The following is a 26153-nucleotide window of genomic DNA, read 5'->3' on the forward strand; positions in this document are numbered from 1 at the left end:
AAAAACTCACTTGAAAGTGTGCTGAAAAAATTGACTTTAGATCGAAGTAAAAGAGGATTTACTGTAACAAAGATTCACTTTGTTGTTTAAGAGCGCGCAGCCTGTTGCAGGCACGGGTTGCCATTTCAAAATGCTTTTGGGCATCTTTCAAAAGCGCCGACTCTTTGTCCGGATTAATTTTAGGTAGGCGTAGGTTGCCCTCTTGGTCCGCATCGGGATGCTCTGGAGCATGTTTCCAGACAAAATCAGCGCGTGAAACAACCACGCAGTATTGCGCTTTGCAAATCATCTCTTTGCGCAAATAGGAACCACCATTGGCTGTGCGAGTGGTGTTGAGGTTTTTCAGATTCAGTGAGCTGGCTTCGATTTGCAGGCGCATATTATCGCGTGTACGGCAGGGGTCTTTGTCGACCCCTAAAGCCAACTTCTGCTTTTCCTCTGCAGAGGCTATCGCAGACAAGGCAGTCATCAATAAAAATATCAGAACGGCAAAAGACGCCTTCATGCAAAATCTCCTTTATAAAGATTAACATGCGGGCTTGCAGAAGCTGTTTGGACTTTGGGGCAGTTTTCTAAAAACTTAGACCTTAGTTAGAGGGAAAAGTTGAATAGCTAAGGTGTAGACCTCAGCGCCATTGGGGTCTTCCATCATGGTCGCGACTTTTTTACGCGTTCGCAGAAGTAAGCTTTTGACCTTGGCTAGATTTTTCCCGCTGGTGGGAATGGTGATAGCGCTGATCTCGCGCATTTCTAGGGGAACATTATCTAAAGAGTGGCCGGCAAGATCGAGGATCTGTTTGTGATAGTTACGAATAGCAACAGAAGGGATATCACAGGTAGTAGACACGGGTCGCGCCAGTCGTACCATACGTGAGTTTTCAATTTTCAAAAAGCCCATGCGGATCAGTCGCTGTAAAGCCTCTTCCGCCATTTCGCGGGTCAGATTTAAACGTTTTGCAATCCAGTCCGTATCGGCTTGATTCGATTTCAAGCGTGCTAAATTCAAAATAGCTAAATAATACCAATCAGAAACCAAGTAGAACTCATCCTCGTATAGATTCAAATAGGACTCTTCTAAGCGCGAACTTTGTAAAACCTGTGTGACGATCTGATCTTTTTGTTCTTTCGAGAGCTTCAGAAGATTTAGAACGGCGGAGACTTAGTGAATAATGGCGGCGGGTTAGCCGAAAAAATATCCTTTTCACTTTTGCAAAGTTGGATTCTTATTTACTATCGTGTCTGTCTTCTGTCTCTTGCCAGTTGGACTCTAGGCAGAGAGTTGTTCTGCAAAATATCTTAAATGGTTTACCCAGTGAAAGACTGAATCAGAACCTGATTCAGTTTTATTCGGAATCCAATTACCCCGGTTTTTTTGTTATCGACTCTGAAGTGAAAGTGGCGAAGACAGGAAGCACACCGGGAAGTCCGATTTATATCAATACAGATATGATCTACACGCTAGATCACATCGGTTACAAAGTTCCAATTGGCATACCTGAAATTTTGGCCATCTTAATTCATGAATTGGGGCATCACTACGGATCTGAGTCCCATGAGTTCTTAGATTTATTAGGCGTGCGTGTGGGGATGTTTATTTCTCAGCAGAGCTACATGACGGCGCCACTGCCATGGATGCGCGGATTTGGAATTTCGGCAATCAATACGTCTAATGATGTGACGACCTTCCCTGATGTGATGTTGTTTTTAGGTGACGAAGCGATCAATATCAGTGAGGAAGTAAAAAAGAGTGCGTTGTGTCTGTACCAGTTGTATTTCGGTGCCGAGACTGAAACCAGACGTCCCACAGGAATTTTTATGTACAATCTGCATTGGTCATTTGCCAAACAGCGTGGCGATTTGTCTTCAGATCTGACGATGACGGCTTTGGTGACCTATAACTGTGAATATGGCCTGAGCTATAAGTCAGGACGACAAGAGCACTCTTTGATGGTGCGTCTGAAAGCAAGGCCCTCTAAAACCGGAGTGGGTTACAACGTGAAGCGTGTTATGGTCGAGCAAAAAGACGGAGCGACTTACACTCCCCGTCGCTAAGGAGCTTCGAACTCTTCCGAGAATTTTCGTCCCGGCCCAGATTGACCGCTACCAGTCCCTGAGGTGTGGCAGTTGTAAGCGGACACCCAGTGTGTACCCACCACAATGTCACCATTACTTCCTGTATAAGCATAGGAAACATCGACTTTTTCAATGACATAATTGCCGTTGGCATCAGTGACGTATTCGCCATTTTTTACTTTACGAACATCATTTCGCTGAAGATAGATTTCGTCAGCTTTTGAATGGGAGCGTTTAATATAAGAAAGCGCTTTTTGATAAGTTTCATCTGGGGTACACAATTCAGCTGAAGCATTTAATGAAGTGAATAACAAAAGTGAAAGAATTGCGAATTTCATATTAAAGGACTCCTTTGCCGTACTCGGCACAATTTATTTCGGTTTAAGGCGGGGTGAACTTGAGAACCAAAAGGGAAAACCCATCTAAAACGAATTTAGACCTATTAAATAGGATGGGAAAACCAATAAAAATGAGTTAGGATAAATGTTCGGCTGAAAAAGAGACAGTCGAGCATCCGTAAGGATGTCTTATTAAGTTTCATATGTGGGGGCGACAAGGCTTCGACGTGGACGCTGAAGTAAGAGGAGCATACCGGGGCGCATGAGGACCTCGTTAAAAACGTGCAAACTTGTACTATCAAACGATAGCTACGCTTTAGCAGCTTAGTTCTGCTACGATGGTTAGGCGAATCGCCGGTGTTGGTTTAACTCATCGTCATTAATGCCGGATCGGTCTGCATGGTTTTCTCCAGCGTGCAGGCCTAAGAGTTTCTGGGGGAATGTTAGTGGTCAGTTTGTCTTTGGACGTGCCGCTAACAAATTAAAACAGAGACTAAGTATGTAGCGCCTCTTCATGGATCGTTTGCGGACCCGGGTTCGATTCCCGGCGCCTCCACCAATCTTAGCAACCCTTATATTTGAATAGAAGAATAAGACAAATATAAGGGTTTCCCTTTAAAAATAAGAAATTCCTTATATTTATTAGTAATTTAGACCATAAATCAGCAACTTGCAAGAGGCTTATTTTTAAACCCCGTGAGGACCAAATGATAGACCGACTTGAGGACCAACTAATTACTTATTAAATTTGTAGTAAATTTAACGGCATTTTGCTATGTATTCCTTATGAGCCAAAGAACAAAAGAGCCTCTTCTTACCAAAGAGGGGCAAGTGTTAAAAACTCTCCGTCGAAAACATAAACTGACTTTAAAGGAAGTGTCTCAAAGAACAGGACTATCGGACACGATGGTTTCCTTCATTGAGAACGGACGGACTGACCTTCCTAAAAACAACGACACTTTAGACAAGTTATTAAGGGTCTATGGGGGCATTTCAAGAAAGTATTTTTATGAACTCGTTCGAGACTTCAAAGAAGACGACAACGACCTTCACTACCTTGGTAAGGTGCTTGGAAACTTGACTCCTGAGGACCTCAAATTCGTCCGACAAATCGTAGACGTACGATTGAGGGGACCCAAAAAATGAGCGAAGAAAAAACGGATAAAAAGCCAAGAAACAAAAAAGATCCGAGCCTTGTTGAAAATGGCATCTATCAAGTTGGTCCAAATCTCTACGATGTCAAAGTCAGGAAAAGAATCAAGGAGGACCCGAAGGGTGCAGGTGTTCAACACACAAAAGCAAAACGCAATGTACGCTTTTTGACTGAAGCCCGAAAAATCAGAAATCAGTTTGTCCACGAGTTGGAACTGAAAGAGCAAGAACACCTGAATGGCGACTACACTTGGAAAGAAGCAAAAGAAAAATATTTTGAAGAACGCTACAAGCAAGTAAGCCAAGACCAAACTCTTAAAGAAAAAATAGGCGACAAGACTTTTTCCAATCAAAAAGTGACCGTTGAGAAGCACACCGAGACTTGGGACTCAATGCGGCTGTCGGATTTCAAGCAAGAATTTATCCGAAATGACTTGGCAGAAAAATTAAGAGGCTATCCTAAATCAACGGTGAAAAGTATTTTGAAACACATTCGTGCAGTTTTTGAATATCACTACAACAAGCAAATAACTCCACTCACCCACAACCCATGCAAAGGAATTCATCCGTGGGGTGCCGACAATCGTGAACAGGTGGATGACATTCCTAAAATGAGCATGGAAGAAGTTTCAAAACTTCTTACTCATACAGCGGCAACTAACTCCGAATGGCACTCGATTTTTTACTGTGCCTATCATACGGGAATGCGTTCGGGGGAATTGTGGGCGTGGAAGTGGGAAGACATTGATGCAGACTTTAAAATCATTCGATTGAGAAGGTCCTACTGCTTTCAATCAAAAAAAGAAAAGACGCCGAAGAACAAACACGCCCGAAGTATTCCGATTAACAAATCATTGAGACGCCATCTTATGAATTTAAAAATTCAAGCAGACTCGTCCTATGTGTTGCCTCATTTGCCAATGTGGCGAGATGGGAAAATCGCAATAGTCTTAAGAGGATTTCAGAAAGAACTTAAAATTACGGAGACTTCTTTTCATTCTATCAGGGCTTCACACATTACGCATATGCTACTGAAAGGCATTTCATCTCAGGCGTTGCAGGAAACCGTCGGACACGCCGACTACCGAACGATGGCGAGATATGTGCGAGACTTGGATAGGGAACGAGCGATTAAGAATATTACTGATGTTCTCGATGATGACATTGAGGCGAAAATCATTCCGTTCAATCCGAAAAAAGAAGACGTGGGTTAGCATTGATGTTTCTATCGAGATATTTTGAGGAGTTTTATGCCAAGTAATGAAAAGTTTGAACAGCAAAACTTTATTTTAAAAGACGGAGAATCTTACGAAGACTGTGATTTTCACTCCATCGATTTTTCAGAGTTTTCATTAAAAAACTGTCTGTTTGTTGATTGCACTTTTCTTCAATGCAACTTGGCGAACATAGAACCTACATCTGGCTCGATTCGTAATTGTGTTTTTAAGAATTCAAACTTGATTGGAATTAATTGGTGCGTACTTAAGAATTTTAGCCGTCCACGATTTGAGTCGTGTAAGTTAAACTATTCTGTGTTTCAAAATCTTAGACTGGATAATAGTGTTTTCATTGAGTGCAGTCTCGTGGAAGTTGATTTTACTGGATGCGATTTAAGTAAATCAGACTTTTCTCATTCAAATTTTGCAGGTGCAAATCTAAATGGAGCCAATTTGACTGGCTCTGATTTTCGGTCAAGCAAAGACTATGTTTTCGATATTCGCACGACAAAAATTAAGGGTTCAAAATTCTCATTTCCGTATGTGGCGTCACTTATTACCGCCCTCGGTGCAGAAGTAGATATGTGAAGCGATTTAGATAAAATGTTAAGAGGGAACGAAATGAATATAGAGCCAAAGATTGAAATTATTAAAGAAAAAAAGTTAGTTGGAAACCGTCATTCCATCAGCGTTGCTCGATACGAGGTCGGGCCTCTTTGGAAAGTATTTTCTCCAAGGCGAAAAGAAATAGAAAACACTGTTTCTAACGATTTGATTTCCATGTCTATCTATAATGCAGAATACTTTTTGAAGTTTGACCCAACAACATTTTTTGAAAAATGGGCGACTGCTGAAGTTACAAACTTTGACAAAGTACCAAGCGGGATGGAGACATTCATTTTGCCAGGTGGTCTCTATGCGATTTTTTCCTATAAGGGTTCAAGTACAGACCTTCGAATTTTTGACTACATTTTTAAGACTTGGTTGCCCCAGTCTGAGTATCAACTGGACGACAGACCTCATTTTGAAATCTTGGGTGCCAAATACAGAAACAATGATCCAAATAGCGAAGAAGAAATTTTTATCCCCGTAAAGAAAAGATAGCATAAAAGAGTCCTCCGTTAGGAGGACTTGTCAAAAAAGTCGGTGTCAATATCATCTGCATTTTTGAAAATCTGTATGACCTTTTCACCCTCTTCGGGCTTGTGATAGGAAGCCGTCTTCTCATTATTGCGAACAATAATTTTACTTGTTTTGACCTCCGCAAGTTTCACTAAAAACCATTGGCTGATACCCAACTTTAAAAGTGAAATTACCGAGACCATAATCGCAATATGCCAAGATGTGTCCGATACTTTTTGAATGATAAATTCCCAATTCATAAAATAACCTCCTTTAAAAAAGAAGCCCCCGTTAGGAGGCTTTCTTGCGTGAGTCCATCACGGCTTTAACAAAGTTCGGATGAAGACTAATGCCAGTCGTATGATTAACATACACAAGCAAGTTGCCATTTTTTGTTTTAGATACCTTGAGTGGTTTCATAAAAACAAACTCGGTCTGAACTTCCAATTTTTTCTGCTCTTGCACTTTTTTCATAAAAACCCCTTTCTAAAAAGCTTTTATCAGTTTGTGGTTCGTTGCCTTTCGCAGGAAATAGAGGCAACAACCCAGCAAAACCAAGCCCCGCCGTGATGAAATAAAAAACAAAATTTAAATGACTGGGCTAAATCCAATGACAACAAGAAGTGTTGGCGTGATTTGAGCAGTAAGGAATATCCATTCACTGAAGAACAAAAGGGGCTTAATCAGTTAAAGGGGTTAAAAAATGAGGGAGCAAAAATTAAAGTTCTTATTTTTGTTAGTATGAAGTCCATCAGTTAGGAAAGCCAAAAAGATGATAAGCATTTGATTTGTTTTAAGAATATCCTTGGCGGTTTCCCGAATTGCCCCAAGCAATTCGGGAAATAAATGAAGGAGTATCTTCGCTATTACTATTAGCGAAGATTTATAGAGGGAAAAGGGAAGAAAATAAAAAAATCTAAAAAATAATCGCAAAAAATCAATTTTAGAAAAATCCGTACCTATTTACTCATCAGTGGGACGCACCACCAAACAATTAACAAAGGAGTAAATATGCGTATTTTAAGAATTGCCATCGTGGCGAGAACAACCGTTAAAGACCAAGACGGAAAATATAGTGCGAACTATATTGAAAATGAAGAGGTCAAAAAAGTGGATGGAAGCATCCACGCACAACAAGTTTTGAAAAAGATTAAATCACTTGTTGAATTGCCTTTAGGGGAAGTTGAAGCCGAGGTCAGACCCTACGCCTTCAAGGGCGAAAAAGGCGAAGTGATTGCGGGCGAAACAATCATCAAACTTTTGCCTCCTAGAAAGTAAAGGTGATTTATGGACACATTACTTTCAATAGTGATGGCTGTAATAGCGGGGCTAGTTTTTCTAGCCCTTGCCCTATGGCTATACACTTCAAATAAAAAAAATCGAAAAATCAAAGACGCTCTTTTTCAGTTAGGAATGGGCTATAAGCGGTTCAACACTGACGGAGTTAATCAAACGCCTCAAGAGATAGATTTTAAAAATAGAAAAAAAGAATTAACTTTTAAAAAGTTCAATTATGGATTTTCCACGCTGGATTTTTACAAAAAACAGCAAGCCATCGAGGAATTATTCGGCGTTGAGATTGTTGATTTTGAACGGGTCAATCAATTCAAAGTCATTGGAAGAAAAGCCGATTTTAAAAGCCCCGTCACCAAAGAACCAAAAGAAAGAACCGATGTCCTTATTGGTTTTGATGGTATCAAAAAACATTCTTTTGATGAAAACAGAAGTGCATTCATTTTTGCCCCGTCGGGAACAGGGAAAACACATTTTTTAAAAAACGGACCTATCAAGCAGTTGAAAAAGATGGGTGCTAAAATTCATATCATTACATCCAAAAAATCCGATTTTGAAAATGCTTACTCTTATCATAACCCGAAAGACCTAGAGCATTTTAAACAGATATTAAAAGACACCGAGGAGGAGCGACTTCAATGGGAAGAAATAGGATTTAGAAACAAAAAACACATCGTTTTTGTTTTTGATGAAGTTCAAGAGGCAAATGACGATAAAGAAATAACCAGCGTAATTAAATCTTGGGTGAGAGTCGGCAGAAGTCAAAACATCTGGGTCATCTTGGCGAGCCAATCGGGAACGGTCGCCTCTTTAAGAAACATCGAGGTCAATCTTATCCCGATAAAAATTGCCGTGAGATACACGGAGTCTGTGGCGTTTGCCGAAACGATTTTTACGCCTGAACTTGCCTTTAAAAGTCATCACATCAAGCAACCGATGGGATACGGCTACATCAAGACCTCAAGTTATGTCGGCGGCAAAGTGAGGTTCTACTATGAGCCGTAAAGATTTTGAAATCGTATCACCGCCTAAAATTGACTGGCTGGCGATAATGATAAAACGCCAACGAAAGACATTTATCCAAGCCCATCAAGATTTTGAGGACAAGGTCTGGGATAGAATCGGAAAGATTTTTTTACAAAAAGAACAGCAAGAGCATTTTAAGTTTGCCCGTTTTTTCTCATCAAAAAAGATGGGTTTGTATTGGAAGAACGACCCGTCAGAAATCTATGGGCAGTTAAAAGGTTTTTATTGGTCGCAAGAAGGTGCATTTGGTCCCGTGAAAGAACTTATCAACTTTTTGAATGAGTATGGAGCAGAGTTCAAAATTACGACTCTACACATCCGTGTCGATTACAAATACACGGGACTTTTGCCATTCAAAAAACTGCCGTTTCAAAACTTTAGCAAGGGAACCGAAGAAGTCCCGATCCGTCGGAAACTGAACGGTAAGAACAAGCAGTACAAAATTTTTAATTCAGTTTTTGAACTGACCTTATACGACAAGTCCCAAGAAATAAGGGACAATAAAAAAGAGTCTTTTTATCCGAAGCAATACACTGATGAGCAAATCTACCGCATGGAGTTGAAACTGAAAAAAGAGGTAGCGATGGATTTCTTGCTTGAAGAAGTCGAAACTTCAAAAGCAAAACTTCAAGCCTTCTATCTCAAGCATGAACCCGAACGACAGAACGCCATTTTAAGAAAATTATTTTTTATGGAGGAATTAAAAAATGACGAAAACACAGCAGATTAAAATTTTAGAGGACTTTGTCCGTCAGTTGCCACGATACGAAAAGTATCTTTTAAAAAATGGCATTGAGAAAACCATGCGGGAATACCTGAACCTGACACGGGAGCAAATCACCGCCGATTTTTGTGAATTAAAAGCAGAGTGTAAGCGTGTAGTGCGTGGAGATGGAGACATCTAGGAATTGGGTTCAATTTCAGAAAGTTTCCCGACAAAAGTCTTATATTAACTCCGAAAAACCTTGTATTTATCTTGCGTGAGGAGCGGGTGAGAACCTAAAATCGAAATATCTAGTGGTTTCAGGTAGTTATTTTTGAGTTCCCACCTCCACCATTTAACTCCAAATTTGAAATTGACTAGTAATTTCAAATATTTACAGAGTCGAATTTTTGTGAGATTATTTTTTCTCACTTTTGGGTTGTTGATTCTATTCGGAAATTTCACGCGATTTCATAAACAAAAAATATATGAAACGGTCGGTTTTTCGGATCAAAAACGGCGAGGAGGAAAATGAAATTCAAATTTATTCTTTCAGATTTGGATGGAGTGATTCGCCATTATCCACTCGAACGAAATTCGAAAATCGAAAAGAAATATAATTTGCCAGAAGGATCTATTTTGAAGACCGCGTTTGAAAAGGAAAACCTCAACAAAGCTGTCTGCGGAAAATTGAGTGATGAAGAGTGGCGACAAACTATCGAAACTGCTCTCGCGAAGCTATGCGATTCAAAAACGGCAAAACTCGCTATGGAAGAATGGAATGATTTTTCTGGAATCGTTGATCAGGAATATTTGGATTTTGTAAGAGACAAATTTACTGATGTTCCAGTCGTAATTCTTACTAATGGCACAACGCGATTAAAGAGTGACTTAACTAAGCTTGGAATCGAAAACTATTTTTTTAGAATCTTTAATTCCGCTGATGTAGGCTATTGCAAGCCGGACAAGAAAATCTTTGAACATATTTTGGCAGAGTTGAAATGTAAGCCGAACGAAATTTTGTTCGTTGACGATTCACTCTCACATGTTGAGTCCGCTGGTACGCTCGGACTTAAAACTCACCATTACAAATCGCTGAGTGATTTCAAATCTGCATTCGTCTAAGTATTTTGCTACATACTTAGTAAATATTTAGTTTGCGGTATCCGTGGCCCGCGATTTGGATACCAGACTAAAAGTCGTGATTACCTTTTGGTATCCACCTACGCTAAGTGTATGATTTTGTTGGGGTGGCGTCATATCCACCAAGTTTCCCTACGCTTTATAAAGCTGACTCAACTGTTGGCATAGATGTCTATTCCTAGTTATTGCTTGTCACTGTTTGTTAAATAACCAATAATTTAAACGACATATACAACTAAGATGACTCATCATGGAGACGATCGTGAATTTAGAAATCACGGATAGATGGCTATCTGTCCAAGAGATAGCGCAGTATTTAGGAATTTCAAAAGAGACAGTTTATCGTTGGCTAGAAAATAAGAAAATCCCAGCCCATAAAATTGGAAAACAGTGGAAGTTTAAAGTCCAAGAGGTCGATCAGTGGATTTTTACTGGTGAGGCTGAGGATAAACTATGAGTCGTAACGAAGCTAAAACTAGAAAAGAACTTGTAGATCCAAAACTAAAAAACGCAGGGTGGTTAGATCACGATTGGCAAGTGGACCCTGAATACAAAATCACAGCTGGACGAATTCATTTTGATGGAAAATCCGCGACTCGGACTAAACCTGTGTATGCTGACTACCTTCTTCGATATTCGTCATCTTTGGCAATAGCGGTTGTCGAGGTAAAAGCTGAAGAGAAACACTATCTTGAAGGAGAAAGACAGGCTAAAGATTACGCGCGAAAACTTGGTCTATGGTTTGCTTATTCAACAAATGGTCACGAAATTGAATTTTTTAATTTAAAAGCAGGTACTCAAACTAAGGTTGATCAATTTCACGGGCCAGAAGAGCTGTGGCAAATGTATTTAAAAGAGTCAGGTTTAGATCAATCACCAGAAAAGCAAAAAGCACTTATTCAGGACTACTATGACGAGTCTGGCATTGGCCAAAGAAGGAAGCCGCGATATTACCAAGAAAAAGCGGTGAACAAGGCGCTTGAAGCTATACTTGGCGGAAGAAATCGCGTGCTGATCACAATGGCGACGGGAACAGGGAAAACCTTCACCTCTATCCAGCTTGTTTACAAGCTTTGGAAAGCTAAAGAGAAAAAAAAGATCCTTTTTATTGTGGATAGAAACCTGTTAGCCGATCAAGCCTTTGCCGACTTCGATGCGGCTATGGATAAAGATGCCTGCTACCGTTTAAAACCGGAAGAAAAAGAATGGCCCCTAGGACGAGATCTTTATTTTGGGATCTATCAAAGTCTTGTTGGAGCGGACGATGACGAAGAAGCTGGTAAAAAAGGGAAACCTGATCGCTTTAAAGAATTTCCACCGGATTATTTCGACTTAATCGTTATTGATGAAGCCCACAGGGGGGCTCGTCGTAGTCAGGATGGAAAAGAAACCAGTTCATGGTTTAAGCTTCTTGAATACTTTAAGTCAGCGACTCAGGTTGGTTTAACTGCGACTCCTAAGCGGGATGAATCGAATGATACCTATGCTCACTTTAAAGAGCCGGTAGTCGTGTATTCATTGAAAGATGGTATTCAAGATGGATACTTGGCGCCGTATATCATAAAGCGGGTCACCTCTAACATAGATGCTTTAGGATATCGTCCAGATCGAACAGACATTGTGGATGTAAGAGGTAAAAAATTAGAAATTAAGGACTATCTGACACCAGACTTTGAAAGACAACTTTCTATTCCGCAAAGAACGCGGGCCTTTGCCTATCATTTATTACGTCATCTGTTTTCTACTGACCCCCTAGGAAAGACGCTTGTATTTTGTTTAAATCAAGAACACGCCTTAGATATGGCGAAATACTGCCGAGAAGCTTTTGCACAGTATAAAATAAAATATGGTCTGACGGACTATAAAGGTGATTATGCCGTTAGAATTACGGGTGATGACAAAGACAACGATGGGAAATATCCGGATTTAGAAAAATATAAAAACCTAGATTCATATCAACCGATTATTGTCACCACCTCTAAGCTTTTAACTACGGGTGTAGATGTTAAAAATATCAAGAATGTTGTTATCTTTAGAAATGTTGGCTCAATGGTTGAGTTTAAACAAATTATTGGTCGCGGCACACGCACTTACGAGCCGCAAGATCGAACCAAAGAAAAACTGGGCTTTTTTATTTTGGAATATGCGAATTACTCGACCCAGCTTTTTAATGATCCCGAGTGGGATGACGAAGCGCAGGACTTTATTGATGAAGGCGCCCTAATTGTTGAAAAACCAGAGGCAGAAGAAACTGACATTTCAGAGGCGCCAGTTCCAGTTACAGAGAAAGAGAAGGAAGAAGAAGGTGTTGATGAAGGCTCTGGAGTTTACATCGAGCCTGAACCTGAAGTTATTAATCATATCAAATATCGCATGAGTGAAGACTTCCTTTCGGGAAGAATAGTCATGGCCGCTGAGTCCATTGCCTTAACAGGGCCCGATGGAAAACCCATGAGCACAGATGAGTTTATTTTATATCAGTCAAATATATTGAAAGATCAGTTCAACTCTTTGGCCGATTTAAATTTAATCTGGAAAGATCAAAAGAAGCGAAAAGAGTTTCAAGAATCAGTTAATGACTTAGGAATTAATTTAGGGGCTTTAACTCAGATCTTTTTTGAAAAACATAAAATGCGAAGCGTAGATACGCTCGATATTTTAGTAAATCTTCTTTTTGGCGAAAACTACATTACAAAAGAAGAGCGTATTGAAAAAGCAAAAAAACTGCATCCTGAGGTCTTTCATTTTAACGATCTCAAAAAGGATGCCTTTTTATCGGATTTATTGAAAATTTATACAGAGATGGAATATCATCCATTAAATTTTTCAAAAGAACTTTGGCAAGTTCCACAAATGAAAAAATATGGCGAATTTCAAGGGGTTCGTGAGATTTTTGGTGGCACAGACGGTATTAAACAATTTGTCGAAGACATTCAGTTAGCTCTTTACGACGAAAGAGTTGTGGCATGATGAACGATAATGAATATTTAAACATCATGACCTTTGGAGTTCCTACAGGGACAATTAAAGTTGAATCTCATCCAAATGAGATTATAGATGTGGCCCCTGAGATTATCGCCAAGATCAAAGCACGGTTAAACAATAAAACTTTAGATGAGGTTTATGACCTGACCGATCGAGTTTTTGATGAGGTCTCTTTAATGCGCGAAAAAAATAAACTTAAAAAGATCTTTGCTTCAAAAACTGAGCTTCAAGATGTTTTTTCAAGCATTAAGTCGATTAAGTCAGCACGCGAAGAGATGAATTTTAATGAGGTCAACCGTGAATTGCTATCGCAGTACTCCTTCAGCTTTTCTTCAGAGAAGACGGTGGACGAGTATGATTTTTACCGCTATTTTCTTTTTGATGAAAAGCTGAATTTAAAATCAAAACGAGTTGAGCAAGTAAGAAATCAAAGTGAATTTTCTATTTTGTATGAGGACTATCTTGCAAATCACTTTGAGCCTATAAAAATGACGAAAGAAGCGATTTATATGAGCTCCAGCCTTTTGACTCTGTTTAAACAGAGAACCCTAGTAAGTCGTTTGGATGAGTTTCTGGGTATTTTTTACGGAGCAGAGATATGAGTAAGTTGAATATTCCGGAGAGCTGGGCGGAGAGTACTCTTGAGTTTGCCGGCACATGGGGTAGTGGAGGAACACCATTAAAATCAAAAAAAGAGTTTTATGGTGGAGAGATTAATTGGCTTAAGACAGGTGATCTAAATAATGGGTTCGTTGTAGAGGTTCCCGATAGAATCACTGAGCTTGGTTTAGAGGATATTGGTGGAAGACTATATCCGTTAAAAACGATAATTATGGCTATGTATGGTGCTACTATTGGGAAGCTAGGCATACTTGATATAGAGGTAGCTGTAAATCAGGCTTGTGCTTGTTGTACGACATACGAACAAATATATTACAAATATTTATTTTTTTGGTTAATGGCTTACAGAAAAGAATATATTGCACTAGGACAAGGTGGAGCGCAGCCAAATATTTCTCGCTCCGTAATTTATGAGCAGCCATTTGCAATGCCTCCTAGGCAAGAGCAAGAGCGCATAGTCCAAAAAATCGAATCCTGTTTTGAAAAGATTGATGCGACTGAGGCGAATCTTAAAAAAATCGAAACGCTGTTAGAAAAACACAGGGAATCAGCGCTTGCGAAAGCTTTTCGTGGGGAGCTTGTGGAGCAAGATCCGAATGATGAATCAATAAGTGTACTTCTGGAAAGAATAAGAGAAAAAAAAGAGAAAAATTTAAAAGCTAAACAGGAGTTTCAGCCTATTGCAGATGGGGAAAAACCTTATGAGCTTCCTAATGGATGGGAATGGGTTAAGCTCGGGGAAATTTCTAAGCAAATTCAATACGGTTTTACTGCCTCTGCGTCAAAAAAAGGCACACATAAATTTTTACGAATTACAGATATTACTACAGAAGGTGTAAACTGGAATAATGTTCCATATTGTACTCCATCGAAAGAAGATGCGGCTAAGTTAGAGCTTGTTGTCGGGGATATTCTGTTTGCCAGAACAGGAGGAACGGTCGGAAAAAGTTTTTTAATAAAAGAAGATGTTAAAAACAGTGTGTTTGCATCGTATTTAATAAAAGTTCGGTTAAATCAAAAAATTGTTCTGCCTGAACTTTTAAGTATTTATTTTACTTCTCCAGCATATTGGAATTTTGTTACAGGGAGTCAGCGTGGTGCAGCTCAACCAAATATAAATGGAACAACGCTGTCAAATCTTTTTATTCCTTTACCTCCAATTAAAGAACAATTTCGTCTTATCAAAGAATATAAACATATATTGGAAAAGATAGATTTGTTAAAAAATAATTTAAAATTAAAATCTTCTATACTTGTTCAACAAAAAGAATCCATCCTTCAAAAAGCCTTCGAGGGTCGCCTAGTTCCTCAAATACCATCGGAAGGAACGGGCCATGAATTACTCGCCAAAATTTTGGCCGAGAAAGAAAAAGCAATTCCGAAAGCTGCGAAGACTAAGACGGCCCCACGAAAAAAGAAGAAGTAGCAGATGAAAATAAAAGATAACGAAATTCTGATTTATAATACGGATGATGGAAAAGTGCAGCTCGAGATCAAATTAGATCACGAAGGCCAGACGATTTGGTTGACTCAGAATCAGATCGCCGAGCTTTTTGATGTCAGCTTAAAAACCGTGAACGAGCATTTACAGAATATCTATGGCGAAGGGGAGCTGCTTGAAAATGCAACTATCCGGAATTTCCGGATAGTTCGACAAGAGGGGTCGCGCAATGTAGAGCGTGAGCTAAGTCATTATAATCTCAGGGCTATTTTGGCCGTAGGATATCGTGTCCGCTCTGAGCGAGGGACTCAGTTTAGAAAATGGGCAAGCGAGAGTTTGAACGAATACCTCGTTAAAGGCTTTGTGATGAATGATAAGCGTCTTAAAAATCCTGGAGGGTGGGATTATTTTGACGAGCTTATCGAGCGCATTAAAGACATTAGGGCCAGCGAAAAAAGGTTCTATCAAAAGGTGCGCGATCTTATTAAAGAAACCAGTACAGACTACGATAAAGATGCGCCGCAAACCCGCGAGTTTTTTGCCACGATTCAAAATCGATTGCTTTTTGCGCAAACGGGAAAAACAGCGGCAGAGCTTATAATAGAGCGGGCTGACGGCAGTAAGCCGAATATGGGACTGACGACCTTTGACGGTGAAGTGGTCCGCAAAAAAGACATTGATATCGCCAAGAATTATCTTACAGAAGAGGAAGTCAAAGAGCTGAATAGTTTAGTGAACATGTTCTTAGACTTTGCTGACGACCGAGCTAGGCAGCGTAAAGCGATCACTTTGGCTGAATGGGTAGAGCAAACAGAGCAGTTTTTAAAATTCTACAACCGAGATGTGTTACAAAATGCTGGTAAAAAATCCCAACATCAAATGTTAGAACACGCGCAGAAACAATATGAGTTATTTGAAAAAAATAGAAAAGAAGCTCAAGACGCTCTGTCAGAAGAAGAGCACCTGCAAGAGCTTGAAAGCACTTTAAAAGAAATTGAACAAAAAGCGGGAAAAAAACATGGGAAAAAGTGATTTAGACAATATTATTAAAAAATGCTGTGACATTCTAAGAACAGACGACGGAATCAGTGGTGCAGTTCATTATACTGAGGTTCTTTCTTGGCTTCTTTATCTTAAGTTTTTTGATGACAAAGAAAAAGAGCGTAAAGACATGATGGAAATAGAAGGGGAAAAATATACTCCTCTTCTTGCAAAAAAATACCAATGGGGTCAATGGGCACAAAATAAATCAGGACTTACTGGAAAAGAACTGATTGGCTTTATTAATGACGATCTTTTCCCGTATCTGTCTAGCCTTAAAGGGCAAAAAGAGGGTGACCCCCGTGACATAATCGCCGCGATATTTTCTAACTCTGTAAACAGAGTGAATAGTGGGTATCTACTGAGGGATGTGATTTCAGAGATCCAAAAAATTCACTTTGATATCAGTGACGAGATTTTTACGTTGTCCCATGTGTATGAAGGTCTTTTAAAAGAGATGCAGGAGGGCGGAGGAAATAATGGCGAGTTTTATACACCACGTTCTCTTGTTCGTTCTATGGCAAAACTTCTTGATCTTAAAATCGGTGAAACAGTTTATGACCCTGCCTGCGGGACAGGGGGATTTTTGGCCGAGGCCCATCATCAAATGAAAGATCAGGCGACAACCCCTGATAAAAGAAGAATTTTAAATTATAAGACATTTTATGGACAAGAAAAGACGCCTCTTCCTTTTGTATTATGTTTGATGAATCTAACGCTACATGGACTGGATTACCCTAGAATTGTTAAGGGAAATACGCTGGGCCGTGATATTAGAACCATTGAAGACCACGAAAAGCACAACGTAATTTTGGCTAATCCCCCTTTTGGTGGTAAAGAGCAACGAATGATTCAAGCGAACTTTCCGATTGAGTCAAACGCCACAGAGATTTTATTTTTACAGCATATAGAAAAGATGCTTAAGGTTAATGGACGAGCAGCTGTTATTATTCCTGAAGGGGTTCTATTTCAAACAAATGCAGCCTATTTAAACTTTAAAAAGAAACTTCTTGAAGAGTGTAATCTTCACTCTGTGGTCAGTTTGCCAGCTGGGGTCTTCCTGCCGTATTCGGCTGTAAAAACATCTGTCATTTTCTTTGATAAGACGAAACGAACCAAAGATGTGTGGTTCTACGAACTACCATTGCTGGATGACAAAAAGCTGACTAAAAAGAATGGTATCACTGACAAGCATTTTGAAGAGCTTTTAAAAGCTTTTAAAAAGCGTAAAGAATCAGAAAGAAGTTGGCTTGTTCCTGTCGAGAAAATTTTAGAAGCTCAGACCAATTTATCTGCTTCTCATTATAATCCGCACGGAGTCGAGTCTGAAGAACTTCTTGAACCCGAACAATACGCAGAAGAGATAAAAGTGCTTTTGCAGGAATCGCTTGCAAATATTGAGGAGCTTTTGAAAGAGGTTTAAGAAGTGACCGTTAGTTTAACGGTCAAACTAATCCTTTCTCAGCAAAATCTTCTTCGCTTCTTTAAATTCATCCGCGGATAAAACGTTATCGTTGTCGCGATCGAATTTTTTGAAAATTTTGTATTTGCCTTCAAAGAATTCACTGGCTGAAACGCGACCATCGTTATTTGCATCTAAACCTTGGCAGATATGTTTTTGATAACAATCTTGAACGGCAAGATCCGTGGCATTGGGTTTTAGCATCGAGCCGTAAATGTTTCCCACTTCGACCATGTACTCTTGAAATGTCACATGACCATCGCCATTCGGGTCATAACCGCGCGGCGCGGTCAGCTCATTTGCAGAATAGTGTGTAGACCCTTTTGTGTGCGTTTCTGTGATGGACTCGCAAGACGACAAGTTTAGAAAAGCAGCTGCAAGTAAACTAAATAACAGAGTATGTTTCATCGCGACCTCTTCGGTTAAAAAAAGAGGCTAACAAGGCTTTCGTTTTGAGTCAAAAGCCCTATACACCCTAAGCTTAAATTTAAGGGCCTCCTATTTTTTTCAGCTCCGACTCGATTTCTTTTGCAAGGTGAAGGTTCTTTCTTTTGAAAAGTGATCAACCACAAATCCAGAAAGACAAAAGAGGATAACAGCTAAACTGAGAGCATTCGGAAAAGGCTTCAAAGTTAATCCATAACCAATCATGGCAAAAATTCCAACAGCAACAAGTGCCTAAAGTGTTTTGGGACAATCGCTGATGAATTTATCTGTACGTGCTTTTTTTTGATTGTACGAACTCAATCGGATTTTTTGGTAGGCCTCTTGATAAGTGACAATTCTTTTCGGATTTGTGATAAGCAGAGTTCCTCCGACAGAAGCGTAGACTAGGCCAACGAGAATAAGCGGGATGGTCATTGATTTTGCGTAAGGGGTTTCTTGAGCTGTATGCTAAGTTATTGTATTTACTGATCTATATCATGCAATAACTAAATTATATACATTAAAAATCATTAAATACTCATATATTGGTATTTATATGAATTATACGGCTATAATTATCTATATATGAGTATTTAATACATATGTAATAATTAACTTTATATGGGTAATTATAAGCAAAATATGGCATTATATTACCATATATGATAATATAATAGAGTATGAATAATTGGAATGATGAAAGCACCTATAGACTGTTGAAGCTGATCGGCGAAGCGGTGAAAACTCGGCGTTTGCAAAAGAATATTTCCCAGGCAGAACTATCCAAACTGAGCGGCATTTCCTTGAATTCAATTACGCGTTTCGAAACGGGTAAAGGAAACATCACCCTTTACAGTTTGATCAATATTTTAAAAGTGCTCGATATGACAGAGGCATTAGAATCTGTATTCTCTGTTAATCGGATAACACCGAGTTTGCTAGCAAAGGCTGTTAGAAAAAATAATGTGCAACAAAGGGTTCGTCGCACTAAAGGAAAATCCACCCGAGGACCATGGCTATGGGAAGAAGATAAGAAATGAGTTTAGCTGTAACGAACGTTGCTGAAGTTTATTTGTGGGGTTCTTTAATTGGATATGTAAGTTGGAGTTCTGAAAGAGAAATCGGATCTTTTGAGTATGACGAAGAGTTTTTAAAAAGTTCGATTGAACCAGCTCCTTTAAAGATGCCAAATAAAATAGGGGTGTATGAATTTATTGAGTTATCAAAAGAAACATTCAAAGGTCTGCCAGGAATGTTGGCTGATTCACTGCCAGATAAGTTCGGCAACTCTTTGATCAATGTCTGGTTGGCAAAACAGGGAAGGGACGTCGACAGTTTTCATTCTGTGGAAAGACTTTGCTATATCGGATCAAGAGGTATGGGAGCCTTGGAATTCAAACCCAGCAGTTATGTGGCCAGAAAAAGTAATGTGCCTATTGATGTCCATGAAATGGTTGAGCTGGCTTCAAGCATTTTATCCGACAGGGGCAATGTAAAAGAAAATCTGAACTCAAAAGATGATAAAAAAAGAAAAGAAGCTTTAACAAATTTATTGGTCATTGGTACTTCGGCAGGCGGTGCACGGGCCAAATGTATAATTGCATACAATGAAAAAACTGGCGAAGTCAGATCGGGTCAATTGGCGACTGACAAAGAGTTTACCTACTGGCTGCTAAAGTTAGATGGAGTTTCTGATAACAAAGACAAAGAATTAAACGATCCGAAAGGCTATGGGCGTATTGAGTATGCTTATTACTTGATGGCGAAGGCCTGTGGGATTGATATGAGCGAATGCCGGTTATATGAGGAAAACGACAGAGCTCATTTTATGACAAAAAGATTCGACCGCTTAGATGGTGGTGAAAAGCTGCATATGCAATCGCTGTGTGGGATTGCCCATTTTGATTTTAATATCGCAGGTGCGTACAGCTACGAACAGGCCTTAGAGGTGATTCGGGAAGTCGTGTCGGACAACAAATTACAAGCTCTTGAACAACAATATAAAAGAGCAGTATTTAATGTTATAGGCAGAAATCAAGACGATCACACGAAGAACATCGCATTTTTAATGAATAAGCAGGGGGAATGGAAACTTTCGCCAGCCTTTGATATGAGTTACAGTTACAATCCTTCTGGTGAATGGACCAACCAACATCAGATGAGAATCAATGGAAAAAGAGACAAATTTACAGAGGAAGATCTGCTGGAGCTTTCGAAAAAAGCCGATTTGACCAACGATAAAGCACTTAAGATTATAGAAAACATCACGGATGTTTTTAAACGCTGGGATCAATATGCTGAACAGGCCAAAGTATCCAAAAAATTTCAAGACGATATTAGACTTAATTTAAGAACGGATCTGTACAAAAAGAAAAAAGCTGGGAAGTAGAAGAGCCCAATAAATTACAGGTCTTTCACAATCCTCCTGCAGGAACAAAAAACTCTTCAAAGTCTTTTTTGATATCCGACAACTTTTTTCGTAGAAACTGCAACTGTTGATAAAACTGTTTGCCTTTCACCCGCTATTCGTCAGATAGTTTTAAGTATTGGATATTATAGTAGTGGCGTCATGTCACCACTTAAACACGATGAGATACAACCAGTGGATTCAAATACAAAATGAATAAAATTCCGCCCGAAACACATAAGTCAAAACACATTAATTGGCTTCGTGCCGCAGTATTGGGTGCCAACGATGGAATCGTATCCACAGCTAGTTTAATTGTGGGAGTTGCGTCTGCTAACTCTTCTCAGCAAAGTGTTCTGTTGGCTGGAATAGCGGGATTAGTAGCTGGAGCCATGTCGATGGCAGCCGGAGAATACGTTTCGGTAAGCTCGCAAGCAGATACAGAAAGTGCTGATTTAATAAAAGAGCAGAAAGAAATAGCTGCTAATCCTGAGTATGAGCGCATGGAGCTTGCTCAGATCTATGTTCAGCGTGGACTTGACCTTGAATTGGCAACCAAAGTTTCTGAGCAGCTAATGGCACACGATGCTTTGGGAAGTCATGCTAGGGACGAGCTAGGAATAACTGAAGTCATGAGTGCTAAACCCATTCAGGCCGCTTTGGCTTCTGCCGGAGCCTTTTCTGTGGGAGCGGCGCTGCCATTACTTCTTATTTTAATTTCCTCCCGTGAAATCTTAATCCCTCTTGTGTCAGGGGGATCGATAGTTTTTCTTGTTGTACTTGGCATTCTTGCGGCTTGGGTAGGAGGCGCCAACATATGGAAGGGTGCTTTTCGAGTCGCTTTATGGGGAGCCTTAGCAATGGCACTTACGGCAGGTGTGGGCACTCTATTCGGAGCATCAGTTTAAAAGTTGAACTTCTTGTTGATAATCGCACAAGGTGGGTTACCAGAAAAAAAGCACCCGATTTAAAGTTTACTTTCTACACGAATTAAATGAGCATCTTTTGCTGGCGAAGAGCCGAAGTGGCGCGAGTATTCACGATTGAATTGTGAGGCACTTTCATATCCAACTTGAAAAGCGGCTTCTCGAACCGATAATCCTTGGTGAACTAATATCTTTCGAGCTTCGAGAAGTCGGAGCTCTTTCTGATATTGAATAGGACTTAAACCAGTGACTCGTTTAAATTGTCGATGAAATGTTGTCCAAGCCATTCCGGATTTTTCGGCAATTTGCCGTACATCTAGGGTTCGCCAATAGTTCTCGCGAATCCATTGAATCGCCCTGTGAATTTGAGACTGTGGTCCGGTTTCAAACGACGCAAGTTTAAGGCGCTGACCTTGCGGGCCAATCAAAATGCGATAAAGAATCTCTCGCTCATAAACAGAAGCCAAAGCGGGAATGTCTTCAGGGGTTTCAAGCAATCGCAATAGGCGTACCCATGCGCTGACAAACTCTTCAGTCGCACGAGTCGCAAAAATAGCTTGTGAGTCTTCACTTCTTTGAATTCGTCTGGAGTTATCCTCAAGTAAACTGCGCAGCAGCTGTTTGTTTATCTTTAATCCCAATGACAAATACGCTTGACCGTTTTCTGCCTGATCGACTTTGCCAGTGGCGGGTACTTGGGTCGGGATAACATAGTACGAGGGCCCTTCAGCCTTTACCGTGGACTCGCCAAAAGAAATTGTCTTTCGACCAAAAACTGTGAATCCGATCATCGGCTCGTACACTGCTGCAAGCTGATGTTGAGGGATTTCGCCTTTTGTAATCATAACTCTGGCCAAAGCGGTTTGCTTCGGCCAAACAGGGGAGTGCTTTGTCAAGCGAGCGATCTCAGAGAGCAGGTCTTTCATGGGTTTATTATAATACAAAAGGTATTTTTAGGCTATATTCGTTTTAAATTTAATAGAATAAATAAATATAATGGAATTTTTAGGCAATAATAAGAAACGGCCGGATCTAGGTTTTTTCTTAAAAAACGTCGAATCTATGGCTGCAGCAATGCTTTAAAAAAGGAGATTTAATATGAAAATCGCAATTGTAACAGGTGGCAGTAACGGAATTGGTAGATCGACGGCTCTAGAATTAGGTAAGCGTGGTATCGGGGTAATTCTGACTTACAATAAATATGCTGATCGTGCCCAAGAAGTTGTTAAAAAAATCGAACAAGAAAATAAAGGTATACGTGCGGTGGCATTGAAGTTAGATCTCGCGCAAAGCGAAAGCTTCAGTCTATTCGTGGAAAATGTGAAAAAAGTTTTGCACGAAATATGGGGCCGAACAACTTTCAATTATCTGGTTAACAATGGTGGAGTGGGTGGTCCTTGCTTGATATCGGAAATGTCTGACGAATACTTCGATACAATTATGAAAACAAATTATAGAGGCCCTGTCTTTCTAACAAAACAACTTCTTGAATTCATGGAGGACGGAGGCTCGATTGTGAACACGACAAGTTCTTCAAAAAGTCAGTCTTTCCCCGGATACTCGGTCTATGGCTCTTTGAAAGCGGCGTTATCCGTTTGGACTCGCTATGCTGCTAAGGAACTGGCGCCACGTCGGATTCGCGTCAATGCGGTATCTCCGGGTCCTACTCATACGAACTTCGGTGATGGAGTTATGGATAAACATCCAGAGTTTCTGAAACCTTTAGCTGAACAAACAGCTTTGGGTCGCATAGGCTCGCCAGACGATTTAGGAAAAGTGATTGTCAGTATTCTTTCGGATGATTTTGCTTGGATGACAGCTCAAGATGTTGAAGTTTCTGGCGGTCACCTGCTTTAGATCTTTAAAGTCCAAAAACTCCCCTAAACTCACCTCGAGGAGGCCTTATGCAAATACCAAAAAATACAGTTTGTATCATGTTCGATAAAGAGGCCGAACAGGCCGCTCAGTTTTACGCAAAAACTTTTCCGAATAGCTCTGTAGGAACTGTTCACAAAGCTCCGGCGGATTATCCATCGGGAAAGCGGGGGATGCTGTGACTCGCGTTTTTAAAGTCATGATGAAAATGAAAAAAATTGATGTGACGGCTATTGAAGCGGCTGCCCGTGGGTAATAGCCGTCTGTGAAGGCTGGGGGATTTAGTTCCCCCGCGCCGGAACAAAAAACTCTTCAAAGTCTTTTTTAATGTCCGACAGTTTCTTACGTAAAAAATGCAGCTGTTGCGTCGAAGAATCGCAGATCAGCTGTTGATAAAATTTTTCATTTTGTAACCGCTGTTCATCAGATAATTTTAAGTACTCGGCCGACTGGTAATTGCGCCAGCTCTGAACGAAATCCACAATGAAATTTTTGAAAGCTTCCGGATTGTCACCGAGCTGTTTTGTTTTTTCGTAATTGGCTTTCTTGTTTTTTAATCTTTCCGCAAACGGAAACGGATTCGCTTTCATATGGGCGCGAACAGCGTTTTCTTGCTGGGATGTCAGGTTGCCAAGGAAGACTTTAAGATTATCTAAAGTTCTTTTCAGGCGGCGATCGTGAAGATCGTCAGGCTTTTTCAGCTTTTGTTCATCTTCTTTGATATCTTGGGCCACTTTGTCGATGAAATACTTGATCTGTTTTTCACTTAAGCTATCAGTCAAGGTTTTAATGTGGCTGGCGCTTAAGGCAGGAATATTCGCAAATAAAGTTCCCGCGTCCTCACGGATTTTATCAGCGGCTTTGCAATCGAGCTTGTTTTGATCATTTACGTTAGCCAACAATTGATCAGCCTTATCAAACAACTTGGGAATTTCGCGATCGTTATTTTCGTAGGCCTCGTGTAAGAACACCTTCAACTGTTTTTCGACTTGGGTTTTCTGCGCACTGTTCAGATCGAAATAGTCATCGGCCCGCCAGCTAGCAGCCGTATCGGCAAAGCGAAAGGCCATCCGCTGCTGGGTGCAACTGGCGATGATAAATGCAAAACTGAGTGTGAAGAAAATCTTACCGCTCATAAACTTATTATGCGGTCCAAGTTGGTGAAAATCTAGATTTGAATGATCTATCAGGGCCTGAAATTCACTGAATAGGTGTCAACGCCCCAATATGCCTCGTGTCTGGTAATTCTGGAATCATTCAAGCCTGTTTAGAAGACTTAAGCCAAGCCCATTGCGTGATGTGCAATGGGCTTTTCTATAAATGTTTACATAAAAATTTTTTAAACAGGCAACGCCGCAGGACTGCCCAGTGCGGGATCATCTTTTTTAGATCCCAGCGCACGTGCTAAATCCAAACCTAAGGCCTTGGCAACTCCGGCTCCGTATTTCGGGTCGGCGGCATGGCAGTTGCGAATATGACGGAATTTAATAAATTCTTCTGCATCACCCATAGCGCGGGCTGTGTTTTCAAAAAGCACCTGTTGTTGTTCTGGTTTCATCAATTGAAACAACTTAGCAGGCTGTTCGAAGTAATTCGAGTCATCATCATGGAAGTTCCAGTGATCGCCATTGCCTGTGATTTTCATCGGTGGCTCTTTGAACTCGGATTGCTCTTGCCACTGCTTAAAACTGTTCGGTTCGTAGTGCGGAGTTCCGCCGTAATTACCATCGACACGCCCTTGTCCATCGCGATGATTGCTGTTCACAGGACAGCGAGCCGCATTGACAGGAATTTGGTGATGGTTCACACCAAGGCGATAGCGTTGAGCATCACTGTACGCAAACAATCTGGCCTGTAACATTTTATCAGGGCTGACACTGATACCTGGAACTAAATTGTTCGGAGCAAAGGCGCTTTGTTCAACGTCGGCGTGGAAATTTTCAGGATTGCGGTTCAGCTCGACGATTCCCACCTCGATAAGCGGATAATCTTTTTTGTACCAAACTTTTGTCAAATCAAATGGATGTAAGCGATATTTGTCCGCATCTGTTTCTGGCATCACCTGAATCGACATTTTCCACTTCGGATAGTCTTTGCGTTCGATGGCATCGAAAAGATCACGTTGATGGCTTTCACGATCTTTGCCGACCAGTGTTTCTGCTTCTTGATCTGTCAGATTTTGAATTCCTTGTAGAGTTTGAAAGTGCATCTTGACCCAAAAACGTTCGTTGTTGCTGTTGATAAAGCTGTACGTGTGCGAGCTAAAGCCGTGCATGTGGCGATAGCTTTTCGGAATTCCACGATCACTCATCACAATAGTCACTTGATGAAGAGCTTCTGGCAAAAGTGTCCAGAAGTCCCAGTTGTTTGTGGCACTTCTTAAGTTGGTTTTTGGATCGCGTTTGACGGCTTTGTTAAGATCAGGAAATTTTCTGGGATCACGCACAAAGAACACCGGAGTGTTATTGCCCACCATGTCCCAGTTGCCTTCTTCTGTATAGAATTTTAAAGCAAATCCACGGATATCGCGCTCGGCATCTGCGGCTCCGCGTTCGCCGGCAACAGTTGTGAAGCGGGCGAACATTTCAGTTTTTTTTCCTACTTGTGAAAAGATCTTAGCTTTACTGTACTTAGTAATATCGTTGGTCACTGTAAAGGTTCCGAAGGCTCCAGAACCTTTGGCGTGCATACGGCGCTCGGGAATATTTTCACGATTCAGGTTGGCTAATTTTTCTAAGAGCCAAACATCTTGCATCAACAGTGGTCCACGCGCTCCTGCGGTCATACTGTTTTGGTTATCAGCTACGGGTGCACCGAAGGCTGTGGTTAGACGACTGAAAGGACATTTTGATTTTTTATCTGAATCACTCATGATTCCTCCTTATTTAAAAATGTTCAAAAT

At 40.4% G+C, this 26153-nt stretch carries 29 protein-coding genes, 1 other RNA gene and 1 pseudogene; 22 read left to right on the forward strand and 9 right to left on the reverse strand.

The features are described 5' to 3' along the window. Positions 1-58: 58 nt before the first annotated feature. On the reverse strand, positions 59-505 hold the full coding sequence (locus tag A11Q_RS13235; protein ID WP_015468917.1) for a flagellar basal body rod protein FlgC: 447 nt from the start codon (positions 503-505) through the stop codon (positions 59-61). A gap of 75 nt (positions 506-580) precedes the next feature. Further along, positions 581-1138, reverse strand: a complete 558-nt coding sequence (locus tag A11Q_RS01035) for a DUF4423 domain-containing protein (RefSeq protein ID WP_083860457.1) — start codon at positions 1136-1138, stop codon at positions 581-583. 77 nt (positions 1139-1215) lie between these two features. Between A11Q_RS01035 and A11Q_RS01040 the strand changes: the two genes are divergently transcribed. Then, complete coding sequence (locus tag A11Q_RS01040) at positions 1216-2052, forward strand: M48 family metalloprotease (RefSeq protein WP_015468919.1); 837 nt, start codon at positions 1216-1218, stop codon at positions 2050-2052. Here the strand turns inward: A11Q_RS01040 and A11Q_RS01045 are convergent. Beyond that, positions 2049-2411 (reverse strand): hypothetical protein, encoded by a 363-nt coding sequence (locus tag A11Q_RS01045; RefSeq protein ID WP_015468920.1) that lies wholly within the window; start codon positions 2409-2411, stop codon positions 2049-2051. The genes A11Q_RS01040 and A11Q_RS01045 overlap by 4 nt on opposite strands. A gap of 207 nt (positions 2412-2618) precedes the next feature. Here A11Q_RS01045 and ssrA point away from each other — a divergent pair. From ssrA to A11Q_RS01065, 5 genes are all read left to right on the forward strand, one after another. Further along, positions 2619-2970, forward strand: a transfer-messenger RNA (tmRNA) gene (ssrA, locus tag A11Q_RS13675). A gap of 227 nt (positions 2971-3197) precedes the next feature. Further along, positions 3198-3557, forward strand: a complete 360-nt coding sequence (locus A11Q_RS14045) for a helix-turn-helix domain-containing protein (protein WP_015468921.1) — start codon at positions 3198-3200, stop codon at positions 3555-3557. Beyond that, a complete protein-coding gene (locus A11Q_RS01055) occupies positions 3554-4777 on the forward strand; it encodes a tyrosine-type recombinase/integrase (protein WP_015468922.1) in 1224 nt (407 codons plus the stop codon). Before A11Q_RS14045 ends, A11Q_RS01055 begins: the two co-directional genes overlap by 4 nt. 36 nt (positions 4778-4813) lie before the next feature. Further along, positions 4814-5368 (forward strand): pentapeptide repeat-containing protein, encoded by a 555-nt coding sequence (locus tag A11Q_RS01060; RefSeq protein WP_015468923.1) that lies wholly within the window; start codon positions 4814-4816, stop codon positions 5366-5368. A 33-nt stretch (positions 5369-5401) separates the two neighbouring features. Further along, on the forward strand, positions 5402-5884 hold the full coding sequence (locus tag A11Q_RS01065) for a GyrI-like domain-containing protein (protein WP_015468924.1): 483 nt from the start codon (positions 5402-5404) through the stop codon (positions 5882-5884). Between the two features lie 17 nt (positions 5885-5901). On the opposite strand, the gene A11Q_RS01070 is transcribed toward A11Q_RS01065, so the two are convergent. Together A11Q_RS01070 and A11Q_RS01075 are read right to left on the reverse strand one after the other, a co-directional pair. Beyond that, the gene (locus A11Q_RS01070; protein WP_015468925.1) at positions 5902-6162 is read right to left on the reverse strand and encodes a hypothetical protein; all 261 of its coding nucleotides are present in this window, start codon (positions 6160-6162) and stop codon (positions 5902-5904) included. A 31-nt stretch (positions 6163-6193) separates the two neighbouring features. Continuing rightward, positions 6194-6376, reverse strand: a complete 183-nt coding sequence (locus A11Q_RS01075) for a hypothetical protein (RefSeq protein ID WP_015468926.1) — start codon at positions 6374-6376, stop codon at positions 6194-6196. A 537-nt stretch (positions 6377-6913) separates the two neighbouring features. Here A11Q_RS01075 and A11Q_RS01080 point away from each other — a divergent pair. From A11Q_RS01080 to A11Q_RS01130, 11 genes are all read left to right on the forward strand, one after another. Further along, the gene (locus tag A11Q_RS01080) at positions 6914-7180 is read left to right on the forward strand and encodes a hypothetical protein (protein WP_015468927.1); all 267 of its coding nucleotides are present in this window, start codon (positions 6914-6916) and stop codon (positions 7178-7180) included. A 9-nt stretch (positions 7181-7189) separates the two neighbouring features. Next, entirely contained in the window at positions 7190-8200 is a 1011-nt protein-coding gene (locus tag A11Q_RS01085) for a P-loop NTPase family protein (protein WP_015468928.1), read from the forward strand. Next, the gene (locus A11Q_RS01090; protein ID WP_015468929.1) at positions 8190-8951 is read left to right on the forward strand and encodes a hypothetical protein; all 762 of its coding nucleotides are present in this window, start codon (positions 8190-8192) and stop codon (positions 8949-8951) included. The genes A11Q_RS01085 and A11Q_RS01090 overlap by 11 nt, the downstream gene beginning before the upstream one ends. Beyond that, positions 8929-9126 carry a hypothetical protein gene (locus A11Q_RS01095; RefSeq protein ID WP_015468930.1) on the forward strand — a complete coding sequence of 66 codons (198 nt, stop codon included), beginning with the start codon at positions 8929-8931 and terminating at the stop codon, positions 9124-9126. Before A11Q_RS01090 ends, A11Q_RS01095 begins: the two co-directional genes overlap by 23 nt. A gap of 329 nt (positions 9127-9455) precedes the next feature. After that, a complete protein-coding gene (locus A11Q_RS01100) occupies positions 9456-10049 on the forward strand; it encodes an HAD-IA family hydrolase (RefSeq protein WP_015468931.1) in 594 nt (197 codons plus the stop codon). A 268-nt stretch (positions 10050-10317) separates the two neighbouring features. Next, positions 10318-10524: a methylation-associated defense system helix-turn-helix domain-containing protein MAD1 gene (gene mads1 / locus A11Q_RS01105; protein WP_041575011.1), complete on the forward strand. Its 207-nt coding sequence runs from the start codon at positions 10318-10320 to the stop codon at positions 10522-10524. Next, a complete protein-coding gene (gene hsdR, locus A11Q_RS01110) occupies positions 10521-13037 on the forward strand; it encodes an EcoAI/FtnUII family type I restriction enzme subunit R (protein ID WP_015468933.1) in 2517 nt (838 codons plus the stop codon). The genes mads1 and hsdR overlap by 4 nt, the downstream gene beginning before the upstream one ends. After that, complete coding sequence (locus A11Q_RS01115; protein WP_015468934.1) at positions 13034-13654, forward strand: hypothetical protein; 621 nt, start codon at positions 13034-13036, stop codon at positions 13652-13654. The genes hsdR and A11Q_RS01115 overlap by 4 nt, the downstream gene beginning before the upstream one ends. Beyond that, positions 13651-15099, forward strand: a complete 1449-nt coding sequence (locus A11Q_RS01120; protein ID WP_015468935.1) for a restriction endonuclease subunit S — start codon at positions 13651-13653, stop codon at positions 15097-15099. The genes A11Q_RS01115 and A11Q_RS01120 overlap by 4 nt, the downstream gene beginning before the upstream one ends. Positions 15100-15102: 3 nt before the next feature. Next, positions 15103-16146 carry a virulence RhuM family protein gene (locus A11Q_RS01125; protein WP_015468936.1) on the forward strand — a complete coding sequence of 348 codons (1044 nt, stop codon included), beginning with the start codon at positions 15103-15105 and terminating at the stop codon, positions 16144-16146. Beyond that, a complete protein-coding gene (locus tag A11Q_RS01130) occupies positions 16133-17578 on the forward strand; it encodes a type I restriction-modification system subunit M (protein ID WP_015468937.1) in 1446 nt (481 codons plus the stop codon). The genes A11Q_RS01125 and A11Q_RS01130 overlap by 14 nt, the downstream gene beginning before the upstream one ends. 27 nt (positions 17579-17605) lie before the next feature. Here the strand turns inward: A11Q_RS01130 and A11Q_RS01135 are convergent, their stop codons facing one another. After that, positions 17606-18025 (reverse strand): EF-hand domain-containing protein, encoded by a 420-nt coding sequence (locus tag A11Q_RS01135; RefSeq protein ID WP_015468938.1) that lies wholly within the window; start codon positions 18023-18025, stop codon positions 17606-17608. Positions 18026-18723: 698 nt separating this feature from the next. Between A11Q_RS01135 and A11Q_RS01145 the strand changes: the two genes are divergently transcribed. From A11Q_RS01145 to A11Q_RS01155, 3 genes are all read left to right on the forward strand, one after another. After that, positions 18724-19083, forward strand: a complete 360-nt coding sequence (locus A11Q_RS01145; protein WP_015468940.1) for a helix-turn-helix domain-containing protein — start codon at positions 18724-18726, stop codon at positions 19081-19083. Next, entirely contained in the window at positions 19080-20432 is a 1353-nt protein-coding gene (locus A11Q_RS01150; protein ID WP_015468941.1) for a type II toxin-antitoxin system HipA family toxin, read from the forward strand. The genes A11Q_RS01145 and A11Q_RS01150 overlap by 4 nt, the downstream gene beginning before the upstream one ends. Positions 20433-20662: 230 nt before the next feature. Next, on the forward strand, positions 20663-21358 hold the full coding sequence (locus A11Q_RS01155; protein ID WP_015468942.1) for a VIT1/CCC1 transporter family protein: 696 nt from the start codon (positions 20663-20665) through the stop codon (positions 21356-21358). Positions 21359-21417: 59 nt separating this feature from the next. Here the strand turns inward: A11Q_RS01155 and A11Q_RS01160 are convergent, their stop codons facing one another. Further along, positions 21418-22302 (reverse strand): AraC family transcriptional regulator, encoded by an 885-nt coding sequence (locus A11Q_RS01160; protein WP_015468943.1) that lies wholly within the window; start codon positions 22300-22302, stop codon positions 21418-21420. 172 nt (positions 22303-22474) lie between these two features. Between A11Q_RS01160 and A11Q_RS01165 the strand changes: the two genes are divergently transcribed. Both A11Q_RS01165 and A11Q_RS01170 read left to right on the forward strand, forming a co-directional pair. Beyond that, entirely contained in the window at positions 22475-23233 is a 759-nt protein-coding gene (locus tag A11Q_RS01165; protein WP_015468944.1) for an SDR family NAD(P)-dependent oxidoreductase, read from the forward strand. A 47-nt stretch (positions 23234-23280) separates the two neighbouring features. Then, positions 23281-23424 (forward strand): annotated as a pseudogene (locus A11Q_RS01170) (VOC family protein); the annotation flags it as partial. Positions 23425-23532: 108 nt separating this feature from the next. On the opposite strand, the gene A11Q_RS01175 reads toward A11Q_RS01170, so the two are convergent. Further along, positions 23533-24387, reverse strand: a complete 855-nt coding sequence (locus A11Q_RS01175) for a DUF6279 family lipoprotein (RefSeq protein WP_015468946.1) — start codon at positions 24385-24387, stop codon at positions 23533-23535. 203 nt (positions 24388-24590) lie between these two features. Beyond that, positions 24591-26123, reverse strand: coding sequence for a catalase (locus A11Q_RS01180; RefSeq protein ID WP_015468947.1), 1533 nt, complete (start codon positions 26121-26123; stop codon positions 24591-24593). Positions 26124-26153: the final 30 nt, after the last annotated feature.

Source organism: Pseudobdellovibrio exovorus JSS, from assembly GCF_000348725.1.
Classification (GTDB): domain Bacteria; phylum Bdellovibrionota; class Bdellovibrionia; order Bdellovibrionales; family Bdellovibrionaceae; genus Pseudobdellovibrio; species Pseudobdellovibrio exovorus.

Excerpts from the sequence above, each read along its gene's own strand:
- A11Q_RS01115 (WP_015468934.1), top strand. The coding sequence starts at position 13,034 with ATGATGAACGATAATGAATATTTAAACATCATGACCTTTGGAGTTCCT.
- A11Q_RS01165 (WP_015468944.1), top strand. The coding sequence starts at position 22,475 with ATGAAAATCGCAATTGTAACAGGTGGCAGTAACGGAATTGGTAGATCG.
- A11Q_RS01075 (WP_015468926.1), bottom strand. The coding sequence starts at position 6,376 with ATGAAAAAAGTGCAAGAGCAGAAAAAATTGGAAGTTCAGACCGAGTTT.
- A11Q_RS14045 (WP_015468921.1), top strand. The coding sequence starts at position 3,198 with ATGAGCCAAAGAACAAAAGAGCCTCTTCTTACCAAAGAGGGGCAAGTG.
- A11Q_RS01145 (WP_015468940.1), top strand. The coding sequence starts at position 18,724 with ATGAATAATTGGAATGATGAAAGCACCTATAGACTGTTGAAGCTGATC.
- A11Q_RS01085 (WP_015468928.1), top strand. The coding sequence starts at position 7,190 with ATGGACACATTACTTTCAATAGTGATGGCTGTAATAGCGGGGCTAGTT.
- A11Q_RS01160 (WP_015468943.1), bottom strand. The coding sequence starts at position 22,302 with ATGAAAGACCTGCTCTCTGAGATCGCTCGCTTGACAAAGCACTCCCCT.
- A11Q_RS01060 (WP_015468923.1), top strand. The coding sequence starts at position 4,814 with ATGCCAAGTAATGAAAAGTTTGAACAGCAAAACTTTATTTTAAAAGAC.
- A11Q_RS01180 (WP_015468947.1), bottom strand. The coding sequence starts at position 26,123 with ATGAGTGATTCAGATAAAAAATCAAAATGTCCTTTCAGTCGTCTAACC.
- A11Q_RS13235 (WP_015468917.1), bottom strand. The coding sequence starts at position 505 with ATGAAGGCGTCTTTTGCCGTTCTGATATTTTTATTGATGACTGCCTTG.
- A11Q_RS01150 (WP_015468941.1), top strand. The coding sequence starts at position 19,080 with ATGAGTTTAGCTGTAACGAACGTTGCTGAAGTTTATTTGTGGGGTTCT.
- A11Q_RS01070 (WP_015468925.1), bottom strand. The coding sequence starts at position 6,162 with ATGAATTGGGAATTTATCATTCAAAAAGTATCGGACACATCTTGGCAT.
- A11Q_RS01065 (WP_015468924.1), top strand. The coding sequence starts at position 5,402 with ATGAATATAGAGCCAAAGATTGAAATTATTAAAGAAAAAAAGTTAGTT.
- A11Q_RS01120 (WP_015468935.1), top strand. The coding sequence starts at position 13,651 with ATGAGTAAGTTGAATATTCCGGAGAGCTGGGCGGAGAGTACTCTTGAG.
- A11Q_RS01125 (WP_015468936.1), top strand. The coding sequence starts at position 15,103 with ATGAAAATAAAAGATAACGAAATTCTGATTTATAATACGGATGATGGA.
- A11Q_RS01130 (WP_015468937.1), top strand. The coding sequence starts at position 16,133 with ATGGGAAAAAGTGATTTAGACAATATTATTAAAAAATGCTGTGACATT.
- hsdR (WP_015468933.1), top strand. The coding sequence starts at position 10,521 with ATGAGTCGTAACGAAGCTAAAACTAGAAAAGAACTTGTAGATCCAAAA.
- A11Q_RS01095 (WP_015468930.1), top strand. The coding sequence starts at position 8,929 with ATGACGAAAACACAGCAGATTAAAATTTTAGAGGACTTTGTCCGTCAG.
- A11Q_RS01100 (WP_015468931.1), top strand. The coding sequence starts at position 9,456 with ATGAAATTCAAATTTATTCTTTCAGATTTGGATGGAGTGATTCGCCAT.
- A11Q_RS01055 (WP_015468922.1), top strand. The coding sequence starts at position 3,554 with ATGAGCGAAGAAAAAACGGATAAAAAGCCAAGAAACAAAAAAGATCCG.
- A11Q_RS01080 (WP_015468927.1), top strand. The coding sequence starts at position 6,914 with ATGCGTATTTTAAGAATTGCCATCGTGGCGAGAACAACCGTTAAAGAC.
- A11Q_RS01175 (WP_015468946.1), bottom strand. The coding sequence starts at position 24,387 with ATGAGCGGTAAGATTTTCTTCACACTCAGTTTTGCATTTATCATCGCC.
- mads1 (WP_041575011.1), top strand. The coding sequence starts at position 10,318 with ATGGAGACGATCGTGAATTTAGAAATCACGGATAGATGGCTATCTGTC.
- A11Q_RS01090 (WP_015468929.1), top strand. The coding sequence starts at position 8,190 with ATGAGCCGTAAAGATTTTGAAATCGTATCACCGCCTAAAATTGACTGG.
- A11Q_RS01155 (WP_015468942.1), top strand. The coding sequence starts at position 20,663 with ATGAATAAAATTCCGCCCGAAACACATAAGTCAAAACACATTAATTGG.
- A11Q_RS01135 (WP_015468938.1), bottom strand. The coding sequence starts at position 18,025 with ATGAAACATACTCTGTTATTTAGTTTACTTGCAGCTGCTTTTCTAAAC.
- A11Q_RS01045 (WP_015468920.1), bottom strand. The coding sequence starts at position 2,411 with ATGAAATTCGCAATTCTTTCACTTTTGTTATTCACTTCATTAAATGCT.